General features: G+C 37.5%; 23 protein-coding genes, 1 riboswitch and 1 other annotated feature. Of the genes, 6 read left to right on the top strand and 17 right to left on the bottom strand.

The window, feature by feature from the left end:
- The first annotated feature begins 147 nt into the window (after positions 1-147).
- The 3 genes from NV349_RS02515 to bshB2 all read left to right on the top strand — a co-directional run bounded on the left by NV349_RS02515 (position 148) and on the right by bshB2 (position 2,032).
- Positions 148-429: a hypothetical protein gene (locus NV349_RS02515; RefSeq protein WP_058844322.1), complete on the top strand. Its 282-nt coding sequence runs from the start codon at positions 148-150 to the stop codon at positions 427-429.
- 549 nt (positions 430-978) lie between these two features.
- Positions 979-1,329: a YojF family protein gene (locus tag NV349_RS02510; protein ID WP_036117395.1), complete on the top strand. Its 351-nt coding sequence runs from the start codon at positions 979-981 to the stop codon at positions 1,327-1,329.
- Between the two features lie 13 nt (positions 1,330-1,342).
- Complete coding sequence (gene bshB2, locus NV349_RS02505; protein WP_036117397.1) at positions 1,343-2,032, top strand: bacillithiol biosynthesis deacetylase BshB2; 690 nt, start codon at positions 1,343-1,345, stop codon at positions 2,030-2,032.
- A 447-nt stretch (positions 2,033-2,479) separates the two neighbouring features.
- On the opposite strand, the gene NV349_RS02500 is transcribed toward bshB2, so the two are convergent.
- The gene (locus NV349_RS02500; protein ID WP_036117400.1) at positions 2,480-3,223 is read right to left on the bottom strand and encodes a TerC family protein; all 744 of its coding nucleotides are present in this window, start codon (positions 3,221-3,223) and stop codon (positions 2,480-2,482) included.
- Positions 3,224-3,490: 267 nt separating this feature from the next.
- Here NV349_RS02500 and ilvA point away from each other — a divergent pair, with 267 nt between their 5' ends.
- A complete protein-coding gene (ilvA, locus tag NV349_RS02495; protein ID WP_058843265.1) occupies positions 3,491-4,753 on the top strand; it encodes a threonine ammonia-lyase IlvA in 1,263 nt (420 codons plus the stop codon).
- 519 nt (positions 4,754-5,272) lie between these two features.
- Here the strand turns inward: ilvA and NV349_RS02490 are convergent.
- The 3 genes from NV349_RS02490 to NV349_RS02480 all read right to left on the bottom strand — a co-directional run bounded on the left by NV349_RS02490 (position 5,273) and on the right by NV349_RS02480 (position 8,195).
- Complete coding sequence (locus tag NV349_RS02490) at positions 5,273-6,067, bottom strand: ABC transporter ATP-binding protein (protein ID WP_036117422.1); 795 nt, start codon at positions 6,065-6,067, stop codon at positions 5,273-5,275.
- Positions 6,060-7,088, bottom strand: coding sequence for an ABC transporter permease (locus NV349_RS02485; RefSeq protein ID WP_036117424.1), 1,029 nt, complete (start codon positions 7,086-7,088; stop codon positions 6,060-6,062). The genes NV349_RS02490 and NV349_RS02485 overlap by 8 nt, the downstream gene beginning before the upstream one ends.
- A gap of 84 nt (positions 7,089-7,172) precedes the next feature.
- Positions 7,173-8,195, bottom strand: coding sequence for an ABC transporter substrate-binding protein (locus NV349_RS02480; RefSeq protein ID WP_036117426.1), 1,023 nt, complete (start codon positions 8,193-8,195; stop codon positions 7,173-7,175).
- A 320-nt stretch (positions 8,196-8,515) separates the two neighbouring features.
- A riboswitch (PreQ1 riboswitch) is annotated at positions 8,516-8,560 on the top strand.
- 6 nt (positions 8,561-8,566) lie between these two features.
- Between NV349_RS02480 and NV349_RS02475 the strand changes: the two genes are divergently transcribed.
- Together NV349_RS02475 and trpB are read left to right on the top strand one after the other, a co-directional pair.
- The gene (locus NV349_RS02475) at positions 8,567-9,049 is read left to right on the top strand and encodes a QueT transporter family protein (RefSeq protein WP_141903903.1); all 483 of its coding nucleotides are present in this window, start codon (positions 8,567-8,569) and stop codon (positions 9,047-9,049) included.
- 71 nt (positions 9,050-9,120) lie between these two features.
- Positions 9,121-9,320: a binding site (T-box leader), on the top strand.
- A gap of 57 nt (positions 9,321-9,377) precedes the next feature.
- The gene (trpB, locus tag NV349_RS02470; RefSeq protein ID WP_271912323.1) at positions 9,378-10,541 is read left to right on the top strand and encodes a tryptophan synthase subunit beta; all 1,164 of its coding nucleotides are present in this window, start codon (positions 9,378-9,380) and stop codon (positions 10,539-10,541) included.
- Positions 10,542-10,769: 228 nt separating this feature from the next.
- On the opposite strand, the gene NV349_RS02465 is transcribed toward trpB, so the two are convergent.
- From NV349_RS02465 to NV349_RS02405, 13 genes are all read right to left on the bottom strand, one after another.
- Positions 10,770-11,723, bottom strand: a complete 954-nt coding sequence (locus NV349_RS02465) for an L-threonine 3-dehydrogenase (protein WP_141903905.1) — start codon at positions 11,721-11,723, stop codon at positions 10,770-10,772.
- Positions 11,724-12,074: 351 nt separating this feature from the next.
- Complete coding sequence (locus NV349_RS02460) at positions 12,075-13,745, bottom strand: methyl-accepting chemotaxis protein (RefSeq protein WP_271912321.1); 1,671 nt, start codon at positions 13,743-13,745, stop codon at positions 12,075-12,077.
- Between the two features lie 500 nt (positions 13,746-14,245).
- Positions 14,246-15,226 (bottom strand): N-acetylglucosamine kinase, encoded by a 981-nt coding sequence (locus tag NV349_RS02455; protein WP_058843634.1) that lies wholly within the window; start codon positions 15,224-15,226, stop codon positions 14,246-14,248.
- Between the two features lie 12 nt (positions 15,227-15,238).
- Positions 15,239-16,240 carry an asparaginase gene (locus tag NV349_RS02450; protein WP_271912319.1) on the bottom strand — a complete coding sequence of 334 codons (1,002 nt, stop codon included), beginning with the start codon at positions 16,238-16,240 and terminating at the stop codon, positions 15,239-15,241.
- Positions 16,241-16,258: 18 nt separating this feature from the next.
- Positions 16,259-17,410, bottom strand: coding sequence for an ROK family transcriptional regulator (locus NV349_RS02445; protein WP_271912317.1), 1,152 nt, complete (start codon positions 17,408-17,410; stop codon positions 16,259-16,261).
- Between the two features lie 14 nt (positions 17,411-17,424).
- Positions 17,425-18,306, bottom strand: coding sequence for a sugar phosphate isomerase/epimerase family protein (locus tag NV349_RS02440; RefSeq protein WP_089933044.1), 882 nt, complete (start codon positions 18,304-18,306; stop codon positions 17,425-17,427).
- 1 nt (position 18,307) lies between these two features.
- A complete protein-coding gene (locus NV349_RS02435; protein ID WP_271912315.1) occupies positions 18,308-19,366 on the bottom strand; it encodes a Gfo/Idh/MocA family protein in 1,059 nt (352 codons plus the stop codon).
- Between the two features lie 13 nt (positions 19,367-19,379).
- A complete protein-coding gene (locus tag NV349_RS02430) occupies positions 19,380-20,258 on the bottom strand; it encodes a sugar phosphate isomerase/epimerase family protein (RefSeq protein ID WP_058843629.1) in 879 nt (292 codons plus the stop codon).
- A 17-nt stretch (positions 20,259-20,275) separates the two neighbouring features.
- Positions 20,276-21,241, bottom strand: coding sequence for an ABC transporter ATP-binding protein (locus tag NV349_RS02425; RefSeq protein WP_082673694.1), 966 nt, complete (start codon positions 21,239-21,241; stop codon positions 20,276-20,278).
- Positions 21,234-22,226 carry an ABC transporter ATP-binding protein gene (locus NV349_RS02420; protein WP_271912309.1) on the bottom strand — a complete coding sequence of 331 codons (993 nt, stop codon included), beginning with the start codon at positions 22,224-22,226 and terminating at the stop codon, positions 21,234-21,236. The genes NV349_RS02425 and NV349_RS02420 overlap by 8 nt, the downstream gene beginning before the upstream one ends.
- 11 nt (positions 22,227-22,237) lie before the next feature.
- On the bottom strand, positions 22,238-23,134 hold the full coding sequence (locus NV349_RS02415) for an ABC transporter permease (RefSeq protein ID WP_058843626.1): 897 nt from the start codon (positions 23,132-23,134) through the stop codon (positions 22,238-22,240).
- Between the two features lie 13 nt (positions 23,135-23,147).
- Positions 23,148-24,071, bottom strand: a complete 924-nt coding sequence (gene nikB, locus NV349_RS02410; RefSeq protein ID WP_058843625.1) for a nickel ABC transporter permease — start codon at positions 24,069-24,071, stop codon at positions 23,148-23,150.
- A 68-nt stretch (positions 24,072-24,139) separates the two neighbouring features.
- Positions 24,140-25,723, bottom strand: coding sequence for a glutathione ABC transporter substrate-binding protein (locus NV349_RS02405; RefSeq protein WP_271912307.1), 1,584 nt, complete (start codon positions 25,721-25,723; stop codon positions 24,140-24,142).
- Between the last annotated feature and the right edge of the window lie 85 nt (positions 25,724-25,808).

The raw sequence follows: 25,808 nt of genomic DNA, 5'->3' as shown, positions 1-25,808 counted from the left end.
TCAAAGAATTTTGGAGACATCCTTTTTAAAAATTATCAATGGTAAACACTCTGTTCATGATGAATCATTTGCTTGCTAAAGATAAAAAGTGGACAAGATACGTTAGGGCTACATATCCCATATATTAGCTGTATGGGAGGGGAAAAGATGAAAAAAAACAAGGCAGAGGACTTAACGGAAGAATCAGGTTTACTAGCTGGAGAAATCACCTCTTCAAAAGTTGAAGTAATTGCTTCCATTATATTAACACTTGGTTACTCATTATCCACCCTTGCCACAATATTAGCGTTGCAGGAGGAGGAAGAATTGGCACAAGCCAAAACGACTGAAACACAAGATCAAAATCTTTATATGAAGCAAATGTTTAAACAGTTACAAAATGTCAACAACCGTTTAGATACAATCGAACGAAAGCTTAATCGATACTAATAAATACATAACCAATAGATGAGGTAGTCTCTTTATAGGACGCTTCGCTTTTGGTATAAAAAAACATTTGCTGAATCAAGACAAAAAACCGCGACTCTCCGTCATAAAAGAGAATCGCGGTTTTTTACTATACTATGATAATGAGCTTCACTTTTCTTCCTCTTTTCACAGCTACCCTGTTTCACCTGTATAAGGAACGTCATCTATTGTACCAAGATAGAATCCGTTATTACTAAAATAATACTCCCTTCAACAGGTGGGGCTGTCTACACACACGAATTAGGAAGAAGTCATGGTTGCAATATCTTTTCGGATGTGAAAACGGATACAATACAAAACGACACATTTTGTACACACTATTTTCACACTCCCTATATTGATACATTACAATAATTTTTTCAAGAATATTGCTTGAATACTTATCATAGAATTATAGATAATGATTCATTTTTTCATGAGTCATTAAATTGTCATAACAATGCAATCAATTTCCCTTTGCGAATTTTTTTTACTATACTAAAAGGAGAAATGATCGAGAGGAGTGTTAAGATGCAAGAAGTGCAGGTAGAGACGTTACAGGAATTGCTGAATTCTTTCGCCAACAAAGACGTTTATATTCATCTTGAGACGACAAATGGATCTTATGCAGCACACTATGATGAAAAATTCTTTAATGCAGGTGCTTTTATTCGCAATGCTAAGATTAATTATGAGCTTGCTAAAGTGGTAGATCATGCACCGCATCGTGTTGGTTTAAAATTACCTCACGGCTGGGTTTATGCACAAGGCATTACACATTTTGAATTAGATGATTTAGGCCGTTTATTAATGGCTGGACTAGACTACTCAGGGAAACTGGCGATTGCGCTTGAAATTAGCGAAACGCCATTTACTTACTAAGGGGGACGACTATTTGAATTTACAACCACAACGTCATATTTTAATTGTGTACCCTCACCCAGATGATGAAGCTTTTTCAGTTGCTGGGACAATCGCCTACTATACAAAGAAGATGAATACACCTGTTACATATGCCTGTTTAACATTAGGCGAAATGGGACGTAATTTAGGTAATCCACCCTTTGCAACACGCGAATCTTTGCCTGAAATCCGCCGCAAAGAATTGGTAGCAGCAGCAGAGGCAATGGGTATTCAAGATTTACGTATGCTAGGTTTACGAGATAAAACAATCGAATTTGAAGACGATGAGAAAATGGTAAAAATAGTTGAAGGGTTAATCGAAGAGCTAATGCCTTCATTAATCTTCACGTTCTTACCTGACTTTGCTGTCCATCCAGACCACGAAGCCACAGCACGTGCTGTAGTTGAAGCTGTTCGTCGAATGCCTAAGGCTGCCCGACCACAAGTATTAGGCTGTGCCTTTGCCAATGATACAATTGAAAAAAATGGTGATCCACATGTTGTCTATGATATTTCTGAAATGAAAATGGACAAATTAAAAGCATTACAAGCCCATTCATCCCAAACTGGTTGGATGATGCAGGAAACTGAAAAGCGCATTGATGATGGTGAACCAATGAGTGAAAGCTGGCTAAATGTTGAAAAGTTTTATATTGTTGACCCAGATAAATATGTAAAATAAAAAAAGATGATGTCAATGGCAGAAAAAGCAACTTTGCAAGGTGAGAGGTTGATTTCCGTTCCGCCAACGTCCTGATGTGCCGCTCCACTCCAATCAACCATTCTGCAAAGTGTCTTTACTTTTTTTCGTAGTAGCATAGCGATCCAATCGCCCATTACCTTTATTCTTAGAGGGGATAAGCTTTTATTTTCAATGTAGAGAAGTGATGAGTGACAACATCTCATAAAAGAGTAGTGAACACCTTTACTTTATTTGAAAATCTTTGCTAAAAAGGTAACACTTTTGTGGATTGGAGTGGAAGGCTACTTGACTCCGGTGGGACAGCTCGACGCTCGCCCACAGGAAAGCAAGTAGCCTGCAACGTAAATCCATTTCTATCTGTCAATTGACTGTTTTTCGACAATAAGAAAAGTACTGTTCTCATTTTTGGAGAACAGTACTTTTTAATTAGGCAGCTCTTACCCTCTTCATCATATGCACAATGATTGTGATGGAAAAAGCAATCACCAAGAATAGGAAGAATAAGTAATGCGGGATATGAATATTAACAACACTCACTAGCATTTTTAAGCCAATAACACCTATTATAATAAAGGCCGTTGCTTCAAGCTCTGGAATTTTTTCGATAATGATTAAAAACACACCTGCAATTGTCCTCATCATTAATATGCCTAACATCCCCCCAATTAAAAGTACCCACACTTGATCTGATATGGCAAAGGCTGCAAAGATAGAGTCGATCGAAAATGCAATATCCATTAGCTCGACAGAAATGACGGTGGCCCAAAAGGTTCCAAAGAGTCGCACCATCCATCCTGATTTTTTCACTTCCTTCACGCTATCCTCATTCCCAATTTGAAGAAAATGAGCTACACAGAGCCAGCCTAAATATAATGCACCTAACACTTTAATAAACCAAAATTCCACAAGATAAACACCTATACCAATAAATAAAAATCTAAAAAAATAGGCACCTAGCATACCGTACATTAATGCCCGCTTTCGTTGTTTATCTGGTAAATGTTTAACAAGAACTGCCAATACAAGTGCATTATCCGCTGACAGTAGCCCTTCTATAATAATTAATGAGGATATTAGCCCCCAGGATACAGGGTCCATTAATACTTCCTGCCACATCGCCCAATCAAAAAATTGCCAATATGTAGATAGAATTCCTTGAATGATTTCCACTACTTACCCTCCTACTTGTCCTCAGCTAATCTAGTATATGCTTGACCATTTTTGTTATGAGAATTGTATTTATCCTGATTCAGCAAATGCTTTTTGTCCCAAAAGTAACGTTTCAGCAATTGCTCGAGGCATCATTTATTCGATAAAACGCTTACATCATAAAATAGACACGGAAAATTTAGAATTTACTAAAAATTAACCACCAAAAGCAAATAAAGTGTGCTATCATAGATAAATGTTTTAAACGTATAACGGAGGATGAATACTATGGAAGTTGCTGATACTAGAACCGTGCAAGTGGAGAATGTCCTGATTGCACATCATTTTTTAAAAGATGTAGTTGTCCATACACCACTACAAAAAAACGATTATTTATCCGAGAAATACGGAGCTACTATTTACTTTAAACGCGAAGATTTACAACATGTGCGCTCATTCAAGCTCCGAGGTGCCTATTATAAAATTAAAAAAATCGAGGAAGAAGCACGCAACGCTGGTGTTGTCTGTGCAAGCGCAGGCAATCATGCACAAGGTGTAGCTTATGCCTGTGCTCAATTAAAAATCCAGGCTAGCATTTTTATGCCTCAAACAACACCAAAGCAAAAAATAGACCAAGTGCGAATGTTTGGGCGCGAATTTGTAGAGATTATTTTAGCAGGCGATACGTTCGATGACTCTGCTGAAAGCGCCTTAAGCTATTGCGAAGAACACGATAAAATATTCATCCATCCATTCGATGATTTCGATGTCATTGCTGGTCAAGGAACTGTTGCAGTAGAAATTATGAATGACATGGAGGAGCCAATCGACTACGTCTTTGGCAGTATTGGTGGTGGCGGCTTAATGTCTGGCGTTTCTGCCTACGTTAAAAACCTCTCCCCTTCTACTAAAATTATTGGCGTAGAGCCTGCCGGTGCTGGCAGTATGAAGGCTGCTTTTGCTGAAGGGGGCGCTGTGGCTCTTGATTGGATTGATAAATTCGTCGATGGCGCTGCCGTAAAATGCGTCGGCCATCACACTTATGATGTTTGTCGCCGCTATTTAGACGACATTATTCTTGTACCAGAAGGCAAAGTTTGTACAACGATTTTAGATCTATATAATAAACATGCCATTATTGCCGAGCCTGCTGGGGCACTATCAGTGGCAGCTCTTGATTTTTATAAAGAAGAAATTAAAGGGAAATCAGTCGTGGTCATTATTAGCGGTGGTAATAATGATATTGGACGGATGCAGGAGATTAAAGAAAAGTCGCTTATTCACGAAGGCTTACTTTACTACTTCATCGTCAGCTTCCCTCAGCGCGCAGGGGCATTACGTCAATTCCTCACAAGCGTTGTAGGACCTAACGACGATATTACTACCTTTGAATACACAAAGAAAAACAATAAAGAAAGTGGTCCTGCCCTCGTTGGTATTGAGCTTGGCGATCAAGCGGATTATGAAGGGCTGCTTGCACGAATGGATGAATTCGGCTTCAAATACAAAGAAGTAAACAACGACATTCAACTATTTGGCTTACTCGTTTAAAATGAAGAGTCTCACTTCTCAGCAAGTGAGACTTTTTTATTGTGATAAAGTTTATCAATCGTTTTTATTACCCTAAATAAAAAACATTCAAACTAGTGCATGAGCGTTATATATATTGTTGAAAAAAATAATATCACCTGCGGAAAGTGACATTCTGGCAATGCGAGGGGTTAATCTCCGTTCCGCCAGCTTCCGATGAGCCACTTCACTCACTTCCGTTCGCTCCAGCTTCTCCTATATGACGCTAAATCCCCTAGGAGTGACGCTGGCTCCACTCCAATCAACTATTCTGCAAATGTGTCTTTTCATTTTCTTTCATACTAACAGTAGTGAACCCCTTTGCTCAATTTATGGGTTGAGTGGAAGGCTACTTGACTCCCGTGGGATAGATCGGCATTCCCCCACAGGAAATCAAGTAGCCTACAACGGACATTCATTTTCACCATTGACAAAAACGCTATTGATGGATTTTTTTAACACTATAAAAAACGCCCATACAAATGTATGAGCGTTTCGTCATTAACCTAATAAAGCACGGTCTGAATTCATTTTTTCCCCACGAATGCGTTCAAATTCGGCCATTAAATCTGGGATCGTTAATTCATGCTTACGGTCTTCAGCAACCTCTAAAATAATTTGGCCTTTGTCCATCATAATAAGACGATTCCCTAAATCCAAAGCTTGTTGCATATTGTGCGTTACCATTAATGTCGTTAACTGATCTTTTTCAACTAAATACTTCGTAATACGGGTAATTAATTCTGCACGTGATGGATCAAGTGCAGCCGTATGCTCATCCAGCAATAAAATAGAGGGCTTTGTGAAAGTAGCCATTAACAGTGACAATGCTTGCCGTTCCCCACCTGAAAGTAAGCCTACTTTTGCAGAAAGCCGATCTTCCAGATTTAAACCAAGCATTTCTAATGATTCTTTGAACAAGGTACGACGCTTTTTGTCCACACCGATGTGCAGTCCTCTACCCTTATTTCGTGAATAGGCCAGTGCTAAGTTTTCTTCAATTGTCATCGTAGGAGCTGTTCCCGCCATTGGGTCTTGGAACACACGACCAATGTATTGAGAGCGTTTATATTCAGGCAAATTCGTGACATCATTACCATCAATAGAAACTGTGCCAAAATCAGGTGTTAAGGCGCCTGAAATCATATTCATCATCGTTGATTTCCCTGCACCGTTACTACCAATGATTGTCACAAAATCACCTGGCTTTAAGTGTAGATTAATCTCTGCTAGTGCAATTTTTTCATCTGGTGTTCCTTCATTAAACACCTTATTAATACCATGTAATTTAAGCAAGGCCTTTTCCTCCTTGCTCTACTGTTTTTACTCGTGACAGCTCTGCAGCACGCTTCGCCTTACGTTTACGTTCCTTACTTTTATTGATAAATTGTGGTAAGATCAGCGCCAAAATAACGATGATAGCCGTAATTAATTTCATATCTCCTGAATCAAGGAAGTCTACACGTAATGCTAATGCTAAAATAATACGGTAAATGATAGCTCCTGCAATGACTGCAAAAGTTGTACGGATAATGGTCTTTGTCCCAAAAATGGCTTCACCAATAATAACCGATGCAAGACCAATGACAATCATACCAATCCCCATACTAACATCGGAGAACTTCGAATATTGTGCGATTAAAGCTCCAGAAAATGCGACAAGCGCATTGGAAAGTCCAAGCCCTAAAATGATAAGTGTATCTGTATTTGCAGAGAAGCTACGAATCATTCGTTTATTATCACCAGTTGCTCGGATAGCTAGCCCGACCTCAGTCTTCAAGAACCAGTCTGCTATTAACTTAATTAAAATCGTGATGATTAATACGACTATCAGCACACTCCATGTATTTGGTACATGCTGAAAGCCCATGCCTTTTAATAGGTTATTGAGAGCAGCATCGATCCCTAAATCACTCCAAAATGCTTGAAACTTTGAAAAAATCGTTTCTGAGTTTAGTAGTGGAATATTCGGGCGACCTATCGTATTTTCTGCAGTTAACCCCATGATGCGCAGGTTAATCGAGTATAACGCAATCATCATTAAAATCCCTGATAATAGTGGATTAATCTTTCCTTTCGTGTGAAGAATTCCTGTCATACATCCAGCAATAAATCCAGCAACAATTGCCACTAAAGTCGCTAAGATTGGGGAGTAGCCAAGCAAAATCATTGTTGCTGCAGTTGCCGCCCCTGTTACAAAGCTTCCATCAACCGTTAAATCCGGAAAATCTAACACCCGAAACGTTAAATATACACCAAGTGCCATAATTGCATAGATGATTCCTTGCTCCACTGCGCCAAATAATGCTAAAAACATCGTTGAATCATCTCCTAAATCTTTTTATTATTTCTACTGCTTATAAATGAAGATAAAGCGGGGATAGTTCTCCCCCGCTTCCATTTATTTTTCTAGAAGTTCTGCACCCCAAGAATCTTTTATTTCAATTCCTAAATCGTCCGCTACTTTTTTATTGATTAATAGTTTCAGATTTTGTGGATATTGTGCTGGCGTCTCGGCAGGTGTTGCTTCACCTTTTAAAATTTTCACAGCCATTTGACCAGCCTCGTAACCGATATCGAAATATTCAAAACCATAAGCAGCTAAACCGCCTCGTGCAACAGAATCTAGCTCTCCCACAACAAGTGGTAATTCATTTGTATTAGCAACATCAATAACAGACTCTAAAGCAGAAACTACTGTATTATCAGTAATAATATAGAAAGCCTCTACCTTACCAATTAGTGATTCTGTTGCTTGTTTTACATCTGCCGAAGTAGATGCTGACGCTTCTACTACTGTTAAGCCTTGTTCATCCATCACCTTTTTCACTTCTTTAACTTGTGCAACAGAGTTTTGCTCACCAGCATTGTAGACCATCCCTACTTTTTTGGCGCCAAGCTCTTTTAGGAATGCGACTGTTTTAGAAATCGTTTCAGGATGTAAATCAATTGTTCCTGTAACATTTTTGCCTGGCTTCTCCATTGATTCGATTAACTGCGCACCAACAGCATCTGTGACAGATGTGAAGATAATTGGAATATCACTTGTGGCTGTCGCCGCTGCTTGTGCAGAAGGTGTGGAGTTAGCAAAAATTAAATCTACGTTTGCACTTACTAGATTGTTAGCAATCGTTGTGTTAAGGCTGTTATCTCCTTGTGCAATTTGTGGATCGTAGTCAACTTTTAAGCCAGCATCTTCAATTGCCTTTTTAAAGCCTTCCGTTGCTGCGTTTAATGATGGATGCTCTACAATTTGAGTAATCCCGATTTTATATGTTTTATCCTCTGTATTCCCGCTCTCACTTGCATTGTTTGATTCATTCCCTTTTGAATCTGTTGAACTAGATCCGCTACTACCGCAAGCAGCAAGTAGTAACACTAATCCAAAAAGAAGGAATGAAAGCTTTTTTACACTGTTCTTCACAAATAATCCCCCCGATTATATTCTCAATATCTATCACACTTTATCCAAACAAAGTGTGAATGTATCGCTATATTATCGTTATTATCAAGCTCCGTCAACAACATTATGAATGTTCTGACTTTTAAAACTCACGAAACATTTTAGTTTTTCATTCAATTTGCCGCTTTAAACCGCTAAACTACGCTATTTTAGTTATTTGCTTTCTTTTTAAAAAACAGTAAAAAATATTTATGACAATTTTACGAAGTGTGTCATATAGACAAAAAGTCTGACATTTGACTTCTGCTAGATATCTATAATAAAATATTGTCTTGTGTGAAAGCACCGTGGTTCGTAACCATCCCACGCAAAAAAACTAAGGAGAAATGAATATGAAGATAAAATTTTTAGCAGCAAGTGGTATTATTGCAGCGCTATATATTGCGGTGACAATGCTTGTTGCACCGTTTGGTTTTACAGAGGTACAATTCCGTGTATCTGAAATGTTTAACCATTTAGTTGCCTTTAACCCACGCTTTGCCGTAGGGATCATTATTGGCGTATTGATCTCTAATCTATTTTCACCACTTGGCATTTACGATTTAGTGTTTGGTGTTGGTCATTCGATGATTACACTTGGACTGTTCATTTTAATCTGTAAATATGTCAAAAATATTTGGGCACGTTTAATTATCAATACATTATTATTTACTTGCACAATGTTTATTATTGCCTTCGAGTTGAATTTGGCCTTAGAACTACCATTCTTCTGGACTTGGCTAACAGTGGCGGCAGGTGAGTTTATTGTGTTAGCTGTTGGTGCACCGATTATGTATGCACTCAATAAACGCCTTCACTTTCATCATTTGATTTAATAGACGAGTCTTTTTAGATTCGTCTTTTTTTCTTGACACTATTCTGAAAATAAACTACAATTCTTTCTAATATAAATGCAAGGAAGAAGAGTAGTAGCAAGCATGGTTACTTTCAGAGAGCTGGTGGATGGTGCAAACCAGTAGTAGGTACTTGTGAATGGACTTCAGAGCAGCCTTATTAAATGTAAGGCCGATTCACTCCCCGTTATCGGAGTAAGAAAGCGCGCAAAAATTGCGAATGAAGGTGGCACCACGGTTACTCGTCCTTTTTAAGAGGATTAGAGTGGCTTTTTTTATGGGAAAATTAGCATAGAGGAGTCGAGTAAAGATGAGTAAAGTAGTAGAGAAAAAAGGTTATTTTGGAGAATTTGGCGGAAGCTTTGTTCCAAAGGAGCTTCAAAATGTCTTAACTATTCTAGATGAGCATTTCCAAAATTTTAAAGATGATGAAGAATTTAAAAAAGAATTGGATTACTATTTCCGTGAGTATGTTGGTCGTAAATCCCCACTTTATTTTGCAGAAAATTTAACAAAGCAATTGGGTGGCGCAAAAATTTATTTAAAACGTGAAGATCTTAATCATACAGGCTCACATAAAATTAATAATGTCTTGGGACAGATTTTACTAGCCAAACGTATGGGGGCAAATCGCGTTATTGCCGAAACAGGTGCAGGTCAACATGGTGTAGCAACTGCGACTGCTTGTGCCATGTTCGGAATGGATTGCACTATTTATATGGGCTTAGAGGATACAAAACGTCAAGCATTGAACGTGTTTCGCATGGAGCTTCTTGGCGCGAACGTAGTAGCTGTTGATAAAGGGCAAGGACGTTTAAAGGATGCAGTTGATGAAGCATTCGCTGACTTAGTCGAAAACTATGAAACAACGTTTTACTTATTAGGTTCAGCAGTTGGGCCACATCCCTTCCCATCAATGGTTAAACACTTCCAATCTGTGATTAGTCGCGAAAGTCGTGAACAGATTTTAGAAAAAGAAGGAAAGCTACCAGCAGCGATCCTTGCCTGTGTTGGCGGTGGCAGTAATGCCATTGGAGCATTTGCAGACTACATTGCAGATGAACAGGTTCGTCTTATTGGAATAGAGCCAGATCAAGCTGCTACATTAAACGAAGGTTCGCCCGGAGAGCTACATGGCTTCAAATGCTTAGTATTACAGGATGCAGACGGCAATCCACTACCAACCTATTCAATAGCTGCTGGTTTAGATTACCCTGGAGCAGGTCCAGAACATAGTCATTTAAAAACAATTGGCCGTGCTGAGTATGTGACTGTGACAAACAAAGAAGTCCTTGAGGCATTTCAAGTACTTTCGAAGGTTGAAGGGATTATTCCTGCCCTTGAGAGCTCACATGCGGTCGCACATGCTCTAAAATTAGCACCAACTTTATCATCTGAAGAAAGCATTATTATTAATATCTCAGGTCGTGGTGATAAAGACGTGGAACAGGTTTTCCACATGTTAACTAAATAATTCAATAAAAGAGCAACTTCCATAAAAGGAAATCGCTCTTTTAACTATATCAATGATCTAGGTATATTTCGGCAATACTATCACAAAGTTTAGCTTTTAGGAACTGTCAATATTCAGAACACTAATATATTTCAGTTACGTAATTTAATCTATGTATGCCAACAATTCTCTTTTACAGACACATAAAAAAACGGATGTAGACTAATTCTACATCCGTTCCTTTAACGATTAGGAAATTGCCTTTTTATGCAGTTTCATTTTTAGTTTTTCTAACATATCTATCGTCATTTTGGCTAAATCATACTCTGCTTTGAAGCCCCACTCTTTTTGAGCTGCGTCAATATTTAAAGAGTTTGGCCAGCTGTCTGCAATCGCTTGACGCACTGGATCAACCTGATAATCCATTGTGAAATTTGGTAAATGCTTCTTGATTTCAGCTGCGATTTGTGATGGTTCAAAGCTCATCGCTGTAATATTAAAGGCATTGCGATGAACGAGCTTACTACCATCTGCCTCCATTAAATCTACAATAGCTTGTAAGGCATCTGGCATGTACATCATATCCATAAACGTACCTTCCTGAATATAAGATGTGTACTTACCTTGCTCAATTGCTTCATAGAAAATTTCTACTGCATAATCAGTTGTACCACCACCTGGAGGTGTTACATAAGAAATTAATCCAGGGAAACGTACACCACGTGTATCAACACCAAAACGATTGAAGTAATAATCGCATAATAATTCACCCGCTACCTTATTTACACCATACATAGTTGTTGGACGTTGCAAAGTATCCTGCGGTGTATCTTCCTTCGGTGTAGATGGACCAAATGCTCCAATTGAACTTGGCGTGAAAAATTGCATATTTAACTCACGAGAAACTTCCAATGCATTCATTAAACCGCCCATATTTAAATTCCAAGCTAACAATGGATTTCTTTCAGCTGTGGCTGATAGTAATGCTGCTAAATGCATCATCGTATCTGCACCAAAGTCCTTTGCTAAATCGTGCATTCTTTGTCCATCTGTCACGTCCAATATTTCAAATGGGCCCTTAGTATGTTCAAGCTTTCTAATGTCTGTAGCAAGTATATTGTCCTCTCCATAAATACCACGAAGTTTTTCTACAAGCTCAGAACCAATTTGACCAAGTGCCCCAGTAACAATAATCTTTTTCATTTCTCAAAACCTCCACATATGAACAATTGTACTTGCTGAAAGTACAAATATATATTGATAAACATTGATTTAATAACACTTTCAATGAAACTCATTATAATGTGTTCGTTTTGAAAATACAACAATTATATTAATAATATTCATTAAAAGGAACATATAATCCCTTACTTCCAGTATATGAGCACTCAAAAAATATTGTGCTACAAAAATATACAAAATACAATTGTACACCTCAAAAATACAAAAAATTAAATCTTTCATAAACTAGTTTTGTAACCACGCAAAAAAAGAACCTTCTTTGCTAATTTCCGCAAAAAAGACTCCTTTTCAACATTATTCTTTAATATTAAATTAGATTGAAAAACGTTTAACAGCAATTTGCAAAACTTTTGATACTTTGCGCAATTCTTTAATGTAATTATGGAATTGTTGTTGAGCTGTTAATTGATCTGCTGTTAATGTAGCAACATGCTTAGTGGATACAGCATTCGTATCCGATATAGCTGTTAACATAACCGCATCCTCACTCACCTTTTGGGTGTGAGTGGCTATCTCTTGAACTGTAGCAGATACTTCCATCATATAAGGCTTGATTGTATGTACTTTTTCTAAAATTTGATCAAAACTTGTCGCTGTTTGTCCTGTTACGGCAACACCTTTTTCAGTAGCCAACAACACGCCCTCCATCATTTGTACTGCATAGCTCGAATCTAAATGGATGTTTTGTACAATGGATGTAATCGTTTGTGTTGATTGGACTGTTTGTTCCGCAAGCTTCCGCACCTCATTGGCTACAACTGCAAACCCCTTTCCATGTTCTCCTGCTCTTGCTGCTTCAATGGATGCGTTTAACGCTAGTAAGTTGGTTTGTGCTGTTATTTTTTCTATGACCTCAATCATTTGATCGATTGATGAGGCACGCTCAACCAAGTTAAAGATAGCTGTATTCGATTTTTCTACGGCCTGCTTAATCACTTGCATTTGCATTAAATTAGCCTGTACAATTTCAGTTCCACTCTCAGCATCTCTTGCTGTTTGATGCGCAAAGCTTTCCACGACCTGCACTTTTTCTAAAATGACTTGTACATCATTTAAAACTTCCTCTAAAGAAGCAGTATTGGAAGCCAATTTACTAGTAGAAGCAGCCGTTGAATCTGAAATAGATTGTACATCTTTTGCTATTTTTAACGTTGTTGTTGATGATTGCTCTGAGGATCCTTGCAATTTACCTGTCATTTCTTCTACTTCATAGGCGCTGTCCGTTACAGTATGGAGTAGGTGTTTTACCTCTGTGACCATTTGATTGTAAGACAGTACTACCTCACCAAGCTCATCATGGGCAACATAACTTGCATTCGCAGTGAAATCGCCTTGTTCTGCTCGTTTTAATAATGATTTCAATTGACGTGTTGGTACATTGACTGCCTTAGTTGCGATAAATCCTATCAGAATGACAAGCAACACCACTGCTAAGCATACGCCACCTAGTAACCAATAACCAAATTGCACATCTTGTTGATAATACTTCTGTTGATCCTTCGCTTTTTCAACCAAATAATTTTGTGTTTCTTCTAATAATGTATGGCTTTCCTGACTTATTGGTAGAAATGTCAGCGAATAGAACTGCTCTAGCTCACCTTGGTTCAATTGCTTATAACTCTCAATCAATTCTCCTTGTTTCTTCAGCAAGGATTTAAATTTTTTAATTTGATGACTCATTTTTTTATCAATTTCTTGGCTATCCAATTGCTTTAAAGGCTGTGCCATCTCTTTTAAAATAACCGTCATTTCTTGATAGTCACCCTGAGCATCTACGATAAAATCTAATTGACGCTGTGATTCTTCTAGCTCATTCAGCCAACCGATTGGGACAAGTCCCTGTGTGTAACTCTCACTTGCATGCCACGACATCTTCCTTAAATAATCCACACTAAATACACCCAGCAATACATTCGATAATACACAAACAATCATGAGTACAAGTAACTTGTCCTTCACCTTTATGAAACGGAAAAAATGCATGATCCTTGGCTCCTCCTCCAACTCTTACCAATAATGATAGTATGAAGATATAAAGCCAGTGTTATGTTTTTGTAAAGATTGCAAGAAGAATTAAGAATTTATGCCCATTATCTAGTTTTATATAGGTAATTTACCACACAAATAACTCCCTACCATTGATCCTTAATTATACTATTTCTGCCACCGTAACCTTCCATGCATTCCAAACGTTTATCGTATTAATAAAGAATGGAGGTATTATATTTGTCTCAACTCAAGAGGTTGGATGTAAGTTTAGTAGTTCATTTTCTTCTACTAGGTGGGATTAGCTGTCTTTTTGTCCACTCCAGTAGGGTAAATTAAGCTCCTTCATCATCAATATTATCGAACATCATGCTTATGGGAATTGTTATGACTATTCATAAGTCATATAAAGGTAATATGTTTAAAGTAGAGGACTAACAAAATGCAAGTAGAGAAAAGACCTTCCTATTCTCTACTTGCTAAATTAAAAGGGGGGATTAATTAGTTAAAAACTCCTTAATACTAGCATTATATTGATCGATAAATATTTTCGCTTCATTATTAGGTAGTTTTAATGCGGCTAATGCGGCACCGCCAACTGGTAGGCTATAAGCACCCATAAAGTCATACTGATTGCTATTATTTTTATCAATGGAGGCTAATTTTTCAATAAATAACGTCAACTCATTAAAAACTCCACCAGCTAGCACGACTTTGACACGCGTATCTGAAAACGGATTTTTTTTGTAACAAGCATCTATACTTTGATAAAAAACATGGCACACTTGATCCAGAATCGTGTTCGCTACAGCATCACCTCTTTTAGCGCAATCAATGGCAATCTTACTTAAAGGAGAGATTGTATCTCTCGGATGTCCTTTTCCATAAACAATTTCAATTATTTGTGGAATGGATTGTAATTGAAAATAATTTAATACTGAGGATGTGAGGCTCGTTTCTGGCCCTCTTTTATCAAATGCTTTAAACACCGCTTTTAATGTGCGAATACCAATATCATAGCCACTGCCTTCATCATCAAAAATATAGCCCCATCCTGCCGTACGCTCAACTCTGCCAGACGAATCTATACTTAATGTAATTGCACCTGTACCAGAAATCTGTACAATGCCAGACTGACCTAATGTACCAGCATACAGCGCGTTCAACCCATCATTCGACAGTGATAATTGACAGCCTTCAGGTAATAGCGAGGTTAGTAATGTGTGGGTAATCTCCTCATTATTATTTTCCGTTACGCCAGATAGTCCCGCATGGCACTTCGTAATTTGATGAAAATCATAAGGTTGTTGTCTTTTTAAATCATTTATTAGTTCTGTTATCGTCTGCGTAAATTGCTCTAAGCTCATAGATGTGGGATTACTTTTACCTGTTTCTGCTAGTGCTATAACTTGCCCACGAAATGTTGAGATTGTCGCAATTGTTTTTGTTCCACCACCGTCAATTGCCAAAACATACAAGTACCTTCACCTCTATACGATTTTAATTGTAGAAACAATTTCTCCTACTTCCTGCCCTGCGTCATTACGCACAAATGCAGGAGACAAGGCTTTAATACGCTCAATCGTTTCTTGATTTGTATACTGAATTTGTTCCAATACAGAAGCAATTACATTCGGCCACGGACTTTCTGAGCCATTCATAATTTTCAAAGCAAAACTTACTCCTTCATTTCGCAAGGCAAAACAGTATACGCCCTGTGCTCCGCCCTTCGCTACAATATTAGGATCTTTTAATAATGCTGTACAAATAAAGTTTTGAGCCGCAATAATATGATTTTCTTGATTCATGACTGCGCTAAGCTTTACTACTGCTTCACGAATTGGTAGATTATCAATTAATTCTGGCCGCGCTAGCTTTAAATAGGCTATTGCCATATTTTTTAGTGGAATGGCAAAGACTGGTGCGCCACAACCGTCTATTCCTGTATGAATTTTCCCCTCATCATATTCACTCAAATAAGCAATGTATTTTTTTATCATTTGTTGCAATGGATGGTCTGGATGATAGTAGTGCTTGAAATCATAACCGTTTGCAAGACATGCAGTTAAAAATCCTAAATGCTTGCCCGCACAATTATGAAATAATCGCCTCTTTTCGTATCCCTGTTGTATATATTGCGTTTTTGGTTCCTCATTTAATGGATATGAAGCTGCACATATTAAATCATTTTCATTAACAGGGATCTTTTCCAACAATGAGACCAGCGCCTCTTGATGATAAAATTCCCCTCTTTGTGACGCCAAAAATAAGGCACTTTCTGTTGAAGTAATCTCGTACTTTTCTATAAAATCAGTCATGAAAATTGGAATGGCTTGAAATGGTTTGGCTGCAGAACGAAAATACACAGGCTCATAATCCTGGCCAACAGAAACGAATTCTCCCTTTGTTAGATTCACAGCACTCATTTGTCCATAATGCACATTTTCCATTAATCCTGAACGATACTCCTTCAAAAATTCTGAGTAAGCCACGAATCAACCAACCTTTCTTTAAACAGACAGCAGCTGCTTTTGTGCTTGTAATGCCGCCCCTTTGACAACTCCCTCTTTTAATTGATTTGAAAACTGCAAATCAAAATAGGGCTGTAGTTCTTTCCATATATACTGTTTGCATTTTTCACTAAGTAGTTTCTGAAATGTTACATTGTGCTCAATAATTTCTCCACTGACGATGACAGCCTCTGGTTCGTATAAACAAACTAAATTATTGATGGCGATAGCTAGAAAAGTGGCTACATCTTGTTGAATATCTACTGCCCATTGCTCACCTTGATCCACACATTGTAAGATTTCTTCTATTGATTGTATATTAAGATTTTGGGGTGTTCTTTTTAGCAAAGTAACTTCTGAAATATACATCGATAAGCAACCCCTCTTACCACAGTGGCACATTTCACCAAATGGATTTATCGTAATATGACTTATCTCTCCTGCTTTATTTTGAATACCACGATACACTTCTCCGTTTAGTAATATGGCTGCTCCGATGCCTGTTCCAATGCCGACTAATATGCAATTTGAATAAAGGGGTGTATAGATATCACCGATTTCAGCAATGATTTGCATTTTTAATTCATTATCTACGATGACTTCACAACCAAAAATACCATTTAAATCTTCTCTTATATGACAGTTTTCCCATTTCAATTGCTCGGAAGAAACGATCATACCTTCTTCGTTATTAATTACTCCTGGAATCCCTATTCCAATGCCTAATAATTTTTCCTGAGTAATTTGATATTCTGTCATGATATTAACTATTGAACGTTTTAGTAAATGTACAGCTTCTTCATACTGATGCTTGATGCTACATTTGATTTCCTGAAAAGCAATAAGTTTCCCTAAAAAATCTAATATACCAATTCGAATAGTAAAACAATCAATCTCTATCCCTATAGTGTATAAGGCATCTCCACGCATATGAATTAATGTGGGACGTCTACCAATAGCTGTTTCTTCCGATACTCCTTCAAGAATAAAGCCTTCCGCTTCTAGCTCCTGAACGATACGGGTAATAGTCGTAGGGCTCATTTTTGTATACTTTGATAATTGAATTCTTGAAATTGGCGCCATCTGCCTGATTGCGTCAAGCACAATATATTTATTTTGTCTTCTCATTTGTACTTGATCTTGCTTTTTCAAATTTGATTCAACCCCTATTTAAACTTTTCTATGAACTGTACAGCTTCTCTGATGTCTTTTTCGGGATTTGATCTCACTTCTCGTTCAATAGTTAAATAGCCATTGTATCCGATTTCATGCAAAGCTGAAAAATAAAGCTCGAAATTGACATCCCCTTGACCTAATGGAAGTTCTCTGAAAAACTCTCCATTTTCCACCATTTCTTCTATTTTATCATGAGATGTTCCAGAATCGTATCCTAAGTACCCATACACATCTTTTGGATTCGTTGGCTGTAATTGAATGCCATCCTTCACATGAGTATGTACAATATAATTCTTTAAAAGTTTAACGCCAGCTACAGGGTCATCATTCGTTACCATTACCATATTGGCAGGATCAAAATTAACCGATACACCATTTGTCGAAAGCTTATCTAAAAATTCCTTTAAAGTTCTACTCGTTTCTGGCCCTGTTTCAATCGCAAAGTAAGCATCTAATGATGTAGCAAATTGCCCTAATTCTTCACAGGCTTCTAGCATCGTTTGATAGATTGGATCATTCTCATTTTCAGGAATGATGCCGATATGGGTCGTAACGATCGATGTGCCAAGGTCTTTTGCTAATTGCAGAATCTCCTTCGATTTTTTTATTTTCCAGGCATTTTCATTTTTATCTTGAAAGCCGTGCCCTCCTAAATCACCACATAATGCAGAAATCTCAAGCCCTAAATCTAAAATATATTGCTTCAATTCTGCTCTTTGTGCAGCATTTAAATGATCTGGATCTAGCTCACCTGAAACTGCGTACATCTGCACACCTTGTGCACCAACCTCTTTTGCTTTTTGCAATCCTTCACGAATAGGTAATCTAAAGCTGTCTACAATGACGCCAATCCCATTGGTCAATTTCATCATTTTAATAAACGACTTCCTTTCCTTGCATTGCAGAAATATAAATTCCCTCTAAAATTTTCATAATTTCTACTCCATCCTCCACAGGTGCAACTGAATCATATTGATGAAGACAGCAATCAACAAACGTATTGATTTCATTCTGAAAGGCTGTTGCAAAATCAAAGGTTAAATCATTAATTTGAGGATAAATATTTAAAATGGTGTTATGCTCCTCACTTACAATTTTCAACTCAGGCTCTAGTTCTGCTCCACCGTTTGTGCCATATAATTTAATACTGATTTCATCTTTTATGGCATGGAGCGTATAAGAAACGTCCACCATTAGTGATGACCCATTTTCAAATGTAATAAGAGCATTCGCTAAGTCTTCTACTGTATTTTTAGTAGCATCATAGTCTGCTGCTTTATAAAAGGATAAATTTTCAATATGATTTCTATTTCCTAATTGATTGTAGGTATGACCAGTTATACGTTTTACTTTTGGTCTACCCATTAAATACCAACATATATCAATCACATGGACACCCAAATCAATTAATGGGCCTCCACCAGATTTATCAATCTCTGCGAACCAGCCTCCTGGATTCCCTAACCTTCTGAGGCAAGAAGCTTTAGCATAATAAATATCCCCCAATTTGTTATCGTCAATAAATTGTTTGAGTACTTTGGTATTCGTTGCAAAACGTCTTACATAGCCGACTTGAAATATTTTACGATGTTTTTCTGCAACCTTTTGAATGTTTAAAGCCTCGGCATAGGTCATGGATAAAGGCTTTTCGATAAGCACATGTAAGTCATTTTCTAAAGCAAGAATGGCTAATTCGGCATGTGTATTATTCCATGTACAAATGCTTACAGCATCTACATTTTTGTCTGCAAATAACGCTTCCTTAGAAGAAAAAACATGGGTTGCTCCAAATTGAGCAGCCTTTGCTTTGCCTCGTTCAATAGAGGCATCATACACACCATATAACTCAACCGCTGGATTTTTCAAATAGGAGCCTAAATGATAATCGGAAATAGAACCTGTACCGATTACACAAACTTTTAATTTATTCATGTTCTTCCCCCCTTTAGAGCTTGCATTCGTCCCATAAACGACGCACATTATCCATCCCTATTTTTGAACCAACTTGACAATCTTCCATACCTTCAAACTCCACCACAATATAACCATCGTAGCCATAGCCTTTAACAAGCTTTATAATCTCTCGTATATTTAGATCACCATGTCCAACAATCGCTCCTCTGATGTAATTGTTATGAACAGTGCGGAACCATTCGCCATCTCCTGGATTTTCATAAAAAGGACGAATATAAAAATCTTTAAAATGCACTGTAGCAGCATAAGAAATATTTTTCATGACACCGATTAGAGGTTCTTCATCAATACATAAAAAATTCCCTACATCTAAGGTCGTTTTAAAGTTATCTCTGTTAACCGCATGAATTAATTGCTGTACACGATCACTTGTTTGAACATTAAAGCCATGATTTTCAATCGTTGTCGTGATATTAAATTGTTTCGCATAATCTGCAATCAATTGACAGCCTCTAACCATTTCATCAAAATGGTCATTGTAATAATGAATGGTTGTTTGCTCCTTTGGTAAAGTAAAGAGTGTAACGTCATGGCGCATAATGCTAATCCCCATATGATGTACTACATCAACATGTTTTTTTAAGCGTTCAACTTCTTCTAAAAAAGCTTCCTCTGTATCATGGATAAAGTTAGCAGGTAGCGAATAGGCCGATAGCTCTAATCCTAGCTCCGCTGCTTTCTTTTTAATTTGAGATGCCAGTTCATAGTTATCTACAACAGTAAATTCATAGGGCACTAATTCTACATGTTGTCCTCCGTTGTCAGCTACCCACTGTAGAACATCAAGAACATTCATTTCTCCCTGCTTCATTTTTTTGACCATACTATATGTGCTTAATCCTACTTTCATTTGTGAACACCTCTCTATTAATTGACAAAGTGACATGCAACACTTTGTTCTTCGTTCATTTTTTTCATTTCCGGAATGACTTGCTTACATATATCTGATGCAAGGGGACACCTTGTATGGAAGGTACAACCACTTGGCGGATTTTTAGGGTTTGGAATATCACCTATTAACACTTTTTTCTTTTTTCTTAACGTTGGGTCTGCAATTGGTACAGAAGCAATAAGAGCTTGCGTATAAGGATGCTTAGGATCATTAAATATGGTTTCTTTTCGTCCGATTTCAACAATGGTCCCTAAATACATGACACCAATATAATGACTTATATGTTCTACAACACTTAAATCGTGAGAAATAAAGAGATAGGATATTTTAAATTCCTGCTGCAATTGCTTTAATAAATTCAAAATTTGCGATTGTATCGACACATCCAATGCAGACACAGGCTCGTCAGCAATAATTAATTTTGGTTTTGTTATTAAAGCACGTGCAATGCCTAAACGCTGTCTTTGTCCGCCACTGAACTCATGTGCATAGCGATCTGCCTGTTCAGCATTTAATCCAACCACTTCAAGCATTTCGAGTACAAGCTTTTCACGTTCAGCTTTTGAAAGTTTTGTATGAATTTCTAAAGGCTCCCCAACTAATTCCTTTACCTTCATTCTCGGATTTAATGAAGCATAGGGATCTTGAAAAATCATTTGAACAGTTTGCCTTAAATGCTTTAAGTCTGAATGTTTTGCAGTAGCTACTTCTTTTCCATCCACAACGATGCTTCCACTTGTTGGTGCTATTAATCGAGTGATTAATCTGCCGGTGGTAGATTTTCCACAACCACTTTCTCCTACTAGACTAAATGTCGTACCCTCTTCTATTTCAAAGGAAACATCTATTACGGCATTAACATGTTGCCTTTTTTGAAATAGTCCACCTGCTATCTGAAAACTCTTTTTTAAATTTTCCACTTTTAAAATACTGTTAGACATTAGCTTCCACATCCTTTTTCGCATATAGCCAGCAGCTACATTGACGTGTAGCTGAAATTTTCAATGTCGGTGGACTTTCCTGATGACATATAGACATCGCATGATCACATCGTGGAGCAAATTTACAACCTTTTGGCATATTTTGCGGGGACGGCACTTGCCCATCGATAGAATCTAATACTTCTTTTTTATCTCCTATTTTAGGTACTGATGCAATTAAACCTTTTGTATACGGGTGCTTAGGGCTAGCGAATAGTTCAAAGACATCTGCTTCCTCCACAACCTGCCCTGCATACATAACGACTACCTTATCGCACATTTCAGCAACAACCCCCAAATCATGTGTAATCAGTAAAATAGCCGTCTCATGTTCTTCCTTTAACTTTTTCATCAGCTCTAATATTTGAGCTTGTATCGTTACATCTAACGCAGTAGTTGGTTCGTCAGCAATAAGTAGCTTGGGCTGACAGGCCATTGCCATAGCAATCATTATTCGCTGTCTCATTCCTCCTGATAGCTGATGCGGGTATTCATGAATGATTTCCTCTGCCCTTCCTATGCCTACACTCTTTAACATTTGGATGGCGTGATGTTTACTTTCGTTCTTTGGCAGCTTCAAATGCATTTCGATTGCTTCCATTAACTGCTTACCAATCTTTAAAACAGGATTTAAAGAAGTCATAGGCTCTTGGAAAATCATCGCCATTTGCTTGCCACGAATTTTCCGAATTTCTGATTCAGACATTTTCGTTAAATCCTCTCCATTGAAATGAATAGAGCCATTCACAATTTCACCTGTAGTACCATGAAATAATTGCATGATGGATAATGACGTTAAGCTTTTTCCACTACCTGATTCTCCAACTAAGCCTAATATCTCTCCTTTACGGATTGAAAAATTGACACCTCTTAAAATTTTGATTTCTGTTTTATCACGCGTAAAGGACGTTTCTAAGTCACTTACTCGCAATACATGTTCTGTCATAGGCATTCTCCTTAATTATTTTTAATTTTTGGATCTAACACATCTCGTAATCCATCACCTATTAAGTTAAATGCTAGTACGGTTAAAAAAATGGCAATACCCGGCATAATGACTACATGAGAAGATGTCCCTAAGTAGTCACGGCCACTGCTTAGCATAACTCCCCACTCAGGCATTTCAGGGCTGGCACCTAAGCCTAAAAAGCTCAAACTAGAAGCTGCTAAAATAGCTGTTCCGATACGCATAGTGACGAAAATAATTAATTCACTAATCGTTTCAGGGAAAATATGTTTCCACAGCACTCTGACATGTGAAGCACCCATTGATTGTGCTGCCTCTACGTATACATTTTCTTTCGCATTCAAAGTGGCACCTCGCACTAAACGTGCAAAGGACGGCACACTAAAAATCATGACAGCAATGATGACATTATTAATACCAGGGCCCAATAAGGCTACAATGGCAATCGCTAACAATAAATCAGGGAATGAAAACAGTACATCACAGCTACGCATGATGATTTTGTCAATCCAACCACCAAAGTAACCGCTAATTAAACCTAAAATAGTTCCTAGTATTAAGCCTAAAAATACGGCACTGAAACTCACCATCAAGGATATTTTTGCGCCTACTATTAAACGACTAAAAATGTCTCGACCATACTCGTCCGTTCCTGCCAAATGACTGGCACTTGGTCCCTCTAATAAAGCATCATAATTCGGTTCAAACGGATCGTACGGTGCGATATAAGGTCCAATAAAAGCAACTACAATTAACAATCCTATAAAGATACTTGCAAACAATGCGGCCTTTTGTTTTTTAAAGGACTTCCAAAATTCTTTAAGAGGAGAGTATTTCCTTTGTGTTTTTTGCACTTGGCTATTTTGCACAGTAGTTGGTGAAGTCATTTTATTCCCTCCCTTAAGAATCTAATTGGATTTTTGGGTTTAACACGGTATAAAGCACATCAACAATTAAATTCACTACAATAAATTCAAATGCGAATAACAGCAGTGCTGATTGAATGACAGGGTAGTCTCGAAATGCAATCGAATCGATTAGCAGACGTCCCATCCCTGGAAAGCTAAATACCGTCTCAACTACCACTGAACCCCCTAGTAGAAAACCAAATTGTAAGCCCGCTACCGTTACAACAGAAATTAAGGAATTTCGTAATGCATGCGTCACAATCACGGAATGTTCCTTTAATCCTTTTGCTCTCCCCGTTCTTATAAAATCAGCTTGTAACGTTTCAAGCATGGAAGAACGAGTAAATCGAGCGATCATTGACATAATACCTGCCCCTAAGGTCAAGGAAGGTAAAATATAACTAGAAAAGCCATCCAATCCACCTGTTGGGAATAATCCTAGCTGTACTGAAAATAATTGAATCAACAATAGTCCCAACCAAAATCCTGGAATTGAAATACCAGAAACCGCTGTTACCATTCCAAAATAATCAGGCCATTTGTTTTTATTGATGGCTGAAAAAACGCCAATCATTAAACCAATTAATGTAGCCCAAAACATGGAGAGGAAAGTAAGGTGAAGGGAAGGCATAAACCTTGTTTTAAACATATCAATTACCGGTAATCCAGTTGTTAAGGATGTTCCAAGTTCACCCGTCAACAGATTTTTCATATAATCCACGTATTGTTTAAGAATGGGTTTATCTAAACCCAACTCATGCCGTACATTTTCAACATCTTCTAGCGTGGCATCCTTACCAGCTACTAATCGTGCAGGGTCACCTGGTATTAAATGGATAAACAAGAATGTTAAGATTGAAATAACAATTAATATTGGTATCATTTCAACAATTCTTTTTGCTGTATATTTCCACAAGACAACCTCCTCCTTTCTATGTTGTAGAAAAGGAATTGACCATCATCAATTCCTTTTATTGTGCAACATTACTCAACTTTTGCGTTTTTCACATCGAGTCCACCTGTTGGATTTACTAACACACCGCTGACATTTGAACGTACACCATATACGACCTCATCTACCCCTAAGAAAATCCAAGGCGTATCTTGGTAAACGATTTCCTGTAATTTTTCATACAGTTCAGCCTGACGATCTACATCTGAAATAGAATTCGCTTCATCCATTAGTTGATCTGCCTCAGGATTTTGATAATAGGCTGTGTTTGCACCATTTGGTGGGAATGATACACTATGGAAAAGAGGTTTTGTCGCATTCGTTATATCTGAAGCATAGGCTGACCAGCTCACATACCACATTTGCAATTTCGCATCATCTGGAGTTTGTGCACCGTAGATTTCATCTGACAAAGTACCTTCTTCCATTGATTTGATCTCAACTTTTACACCGATTTGGCTCAACTGTTGTTGAATAAACTGCATGCCCTTCATCGTATCTGAGTTTGTGTTCCCCCAGATTTCAATATCGAAGCCATTAGGATAGCCAGCTTCAGTCAATAATTCTTTTGCCTTTTCAATATTGTGTTCATACATTTTTTGCTGTTTATAATAAACCGTTTTGGAAGGAATAATAGAGTCTAGTGGTAAACCTAGACCTGCATTTACAACTTTTAAATAAGCTTCTTTATCTACCGCATAATTAAATGCTTGTCGTACTTTAATATCATCCAAAGGTTTCTTATACGTATTTAGCGACACATAATGAGCAATTGTAGAAGGAACTTTATTAATTTCTACATCTTTATTGTTAGAAAGCTCGTCGATATTTTGTGCTGGCACTGGATAGATCACTTGTGCATCCCCAGCTTTTAGCATTGCCACACGTGATCCGTTCTCTGGTACTGGCTTATACGTAATTTTAGAAACACGATCACCACCACCCCAATAGCCGTCGAAGTTTTCAATTGTTAAATGATCCCCTTGTACCCATTCAACAAATTTATAAGGTCCTGTACCAACAGGCTGCTTCGGAATATCAGCTAAATTTTCTTTAATCATTTTTGGGCTGATCATTTTAGCCACTCCGAAACGCGTGATCATTGGTCCGTATGGTTCTTTTAAAGTAACTTTAATTTCATAGTCACCTAGAATTTCAACTTTGCTGATTAAGCTAAAACCACGTGAATATAAACGTAAACTTTCATCATTCATGATTCGTTCAATGTTGGCTTTTACAGCCTCTGCATTAAACTGTTCCCCGTCATGGAAAGTGACCCCTTCTTGTAGCTTAAATGTATACTCCAGAGCATCTTCACTAATTGAATAATCATCAGCTAAAACCTTCATAATTTGTCCATCAGCATCGAAGCCTAGTAAACCTTCTAACATGGTCTCCTGTACAGAACTCGAATTTGTATCTCCTGTATTATGAGGATCCATGGAAATAAAGTTTTCATTTACAGCAATGACAAGTTCATTCTTTGAACTTGCTGTGTCTGATTCTGTAGTAGACTTCTCCCCAGTGTTTGATGCATTAGAATTATCTTTCTCTGCGCATGCTGCTAAAAGCAACGTACATAGAATTACAAAAACCAACTTTTTAACATAATTCATCTCATCTACTCCCTTTGTAAAAATATATAAAAATATTTCTTAACACTTAAATTAAGAAATATAATTACTAAAATCACTTATTTTC

The sequence above is a fragment of the Lysinibacillus sp. OF-1 genome (assembly GCF_028356935.1).
Classification (GTDB): domain Bacteria; phylum Bacillota; class Bacilli; order Bacillales_A; family Planococcaceae; genus Lysinibacillus; species Lysinibacillus fusiformis_D.
Note: the sequence above shows the minus strand (reverse complement) of the source record. Positions and strands in the feature narration are given on the sequence as shown.

Coding starts and splice junctions, on each gene's coding strand:
- NV349_RS02460 (WP_271912321.1), bottom strand. CDS start 13,745: ATGCATTTTTTCCGTTTCATAAAGGTGAAGGACAAGTTACTTGTACTC.
- NV349_RS02430 (WP_058843629.1), bottom strand. CDS start 20,258: ATGAAAGTAGGATTAAGCACATATAGTATGGTCAAAAAAATGAAGCAG.
- NV349_RS02420 (WP_271912309.1), bottom strand. CDS start 22,226: ATGACAGAACATGTATTGCGAGTAAGTGACTTAGAAACGTCCTTTACG.
- ilvA (WP_058843265.1), top strand. CDS start 3,491: ATGGAAGTTGCTGATACTAGAACCGTGCAAGTGGAGAATGTCCTGATT.
- NV349_RS02515 (WP_058844322.1), top strand. CDS start 148: ATGAAAAAAAACAAGGCAGAGGACTTAACGGAAGAATCAGGTTTACTA.
- NV349_RS02435 (WP_271912315.1), bottom strand. CDS start 19,366: ATGAATAAATTAAAAGTTTGTGTAATCGGTACAGGTTCTATTTCCGAT.
- NV349_RS02415 (WP_058843626.1), bottom strand. CDS start 23,134: ATGACTTCACCAACTACTGTGCAAAATAGCCAAGTGCAAAAAACACAA.
- NV349_RS02510 (WP_036117395.1), top strand. CDS start 979: ATGCAAGAAGTGCAGGTAGAGACGTTACAGGAATTGCTGAATTCTTTC.
- NV349_RS02425 (WP_082673694.1), bottom strand. CDS start 21,241: ATGTCTAACAGTATTTTAAAAGTGGAAAATTTAAAAAAGAGTTTTCAG.
- trpB (WP_271912323.1), top strand. CDS start 9,378: ATGAGTAAAGTAGTAGAGAAAAAAGGTTATTTTGGAGAATTTGGCGGA.
- NV349_RS02440 (WP_089933044.1), bottom strand. CDS start 18,306: ATGATGAAATTGACCAATGGGATTGGCGTCATTGTAGACAGCTTTAGA.
- NV349_RS02465 (WP_141903905.1), bottom strand. CDS start 11,723: ATGAAAAAGATTATTGTTACTGGGGCACTTGGTCAAATTGGTTCTGAG.
- NV349_RS02405 (WP_271912307.1), bottom strand. CDS start 25,723: ATGAATTATGTTAAAAAGTTGGTTTTTGTAATTCTATGTACGTTGCTT.
- NV349_RS02485 (WP_036117424.1), bottom strand. CDS start 7,088: ATGTTTTTAGCATTATTTGGCGCAGTGGAGCAAGGAATCATCTATGCA.
- NV349_RS02475 (WP_141903903.1), top strand. CDS start 8,567: ATGAAGATAAAATTTTTAGCAGCAAGTGGTATTATTGCAGCGCTATAT.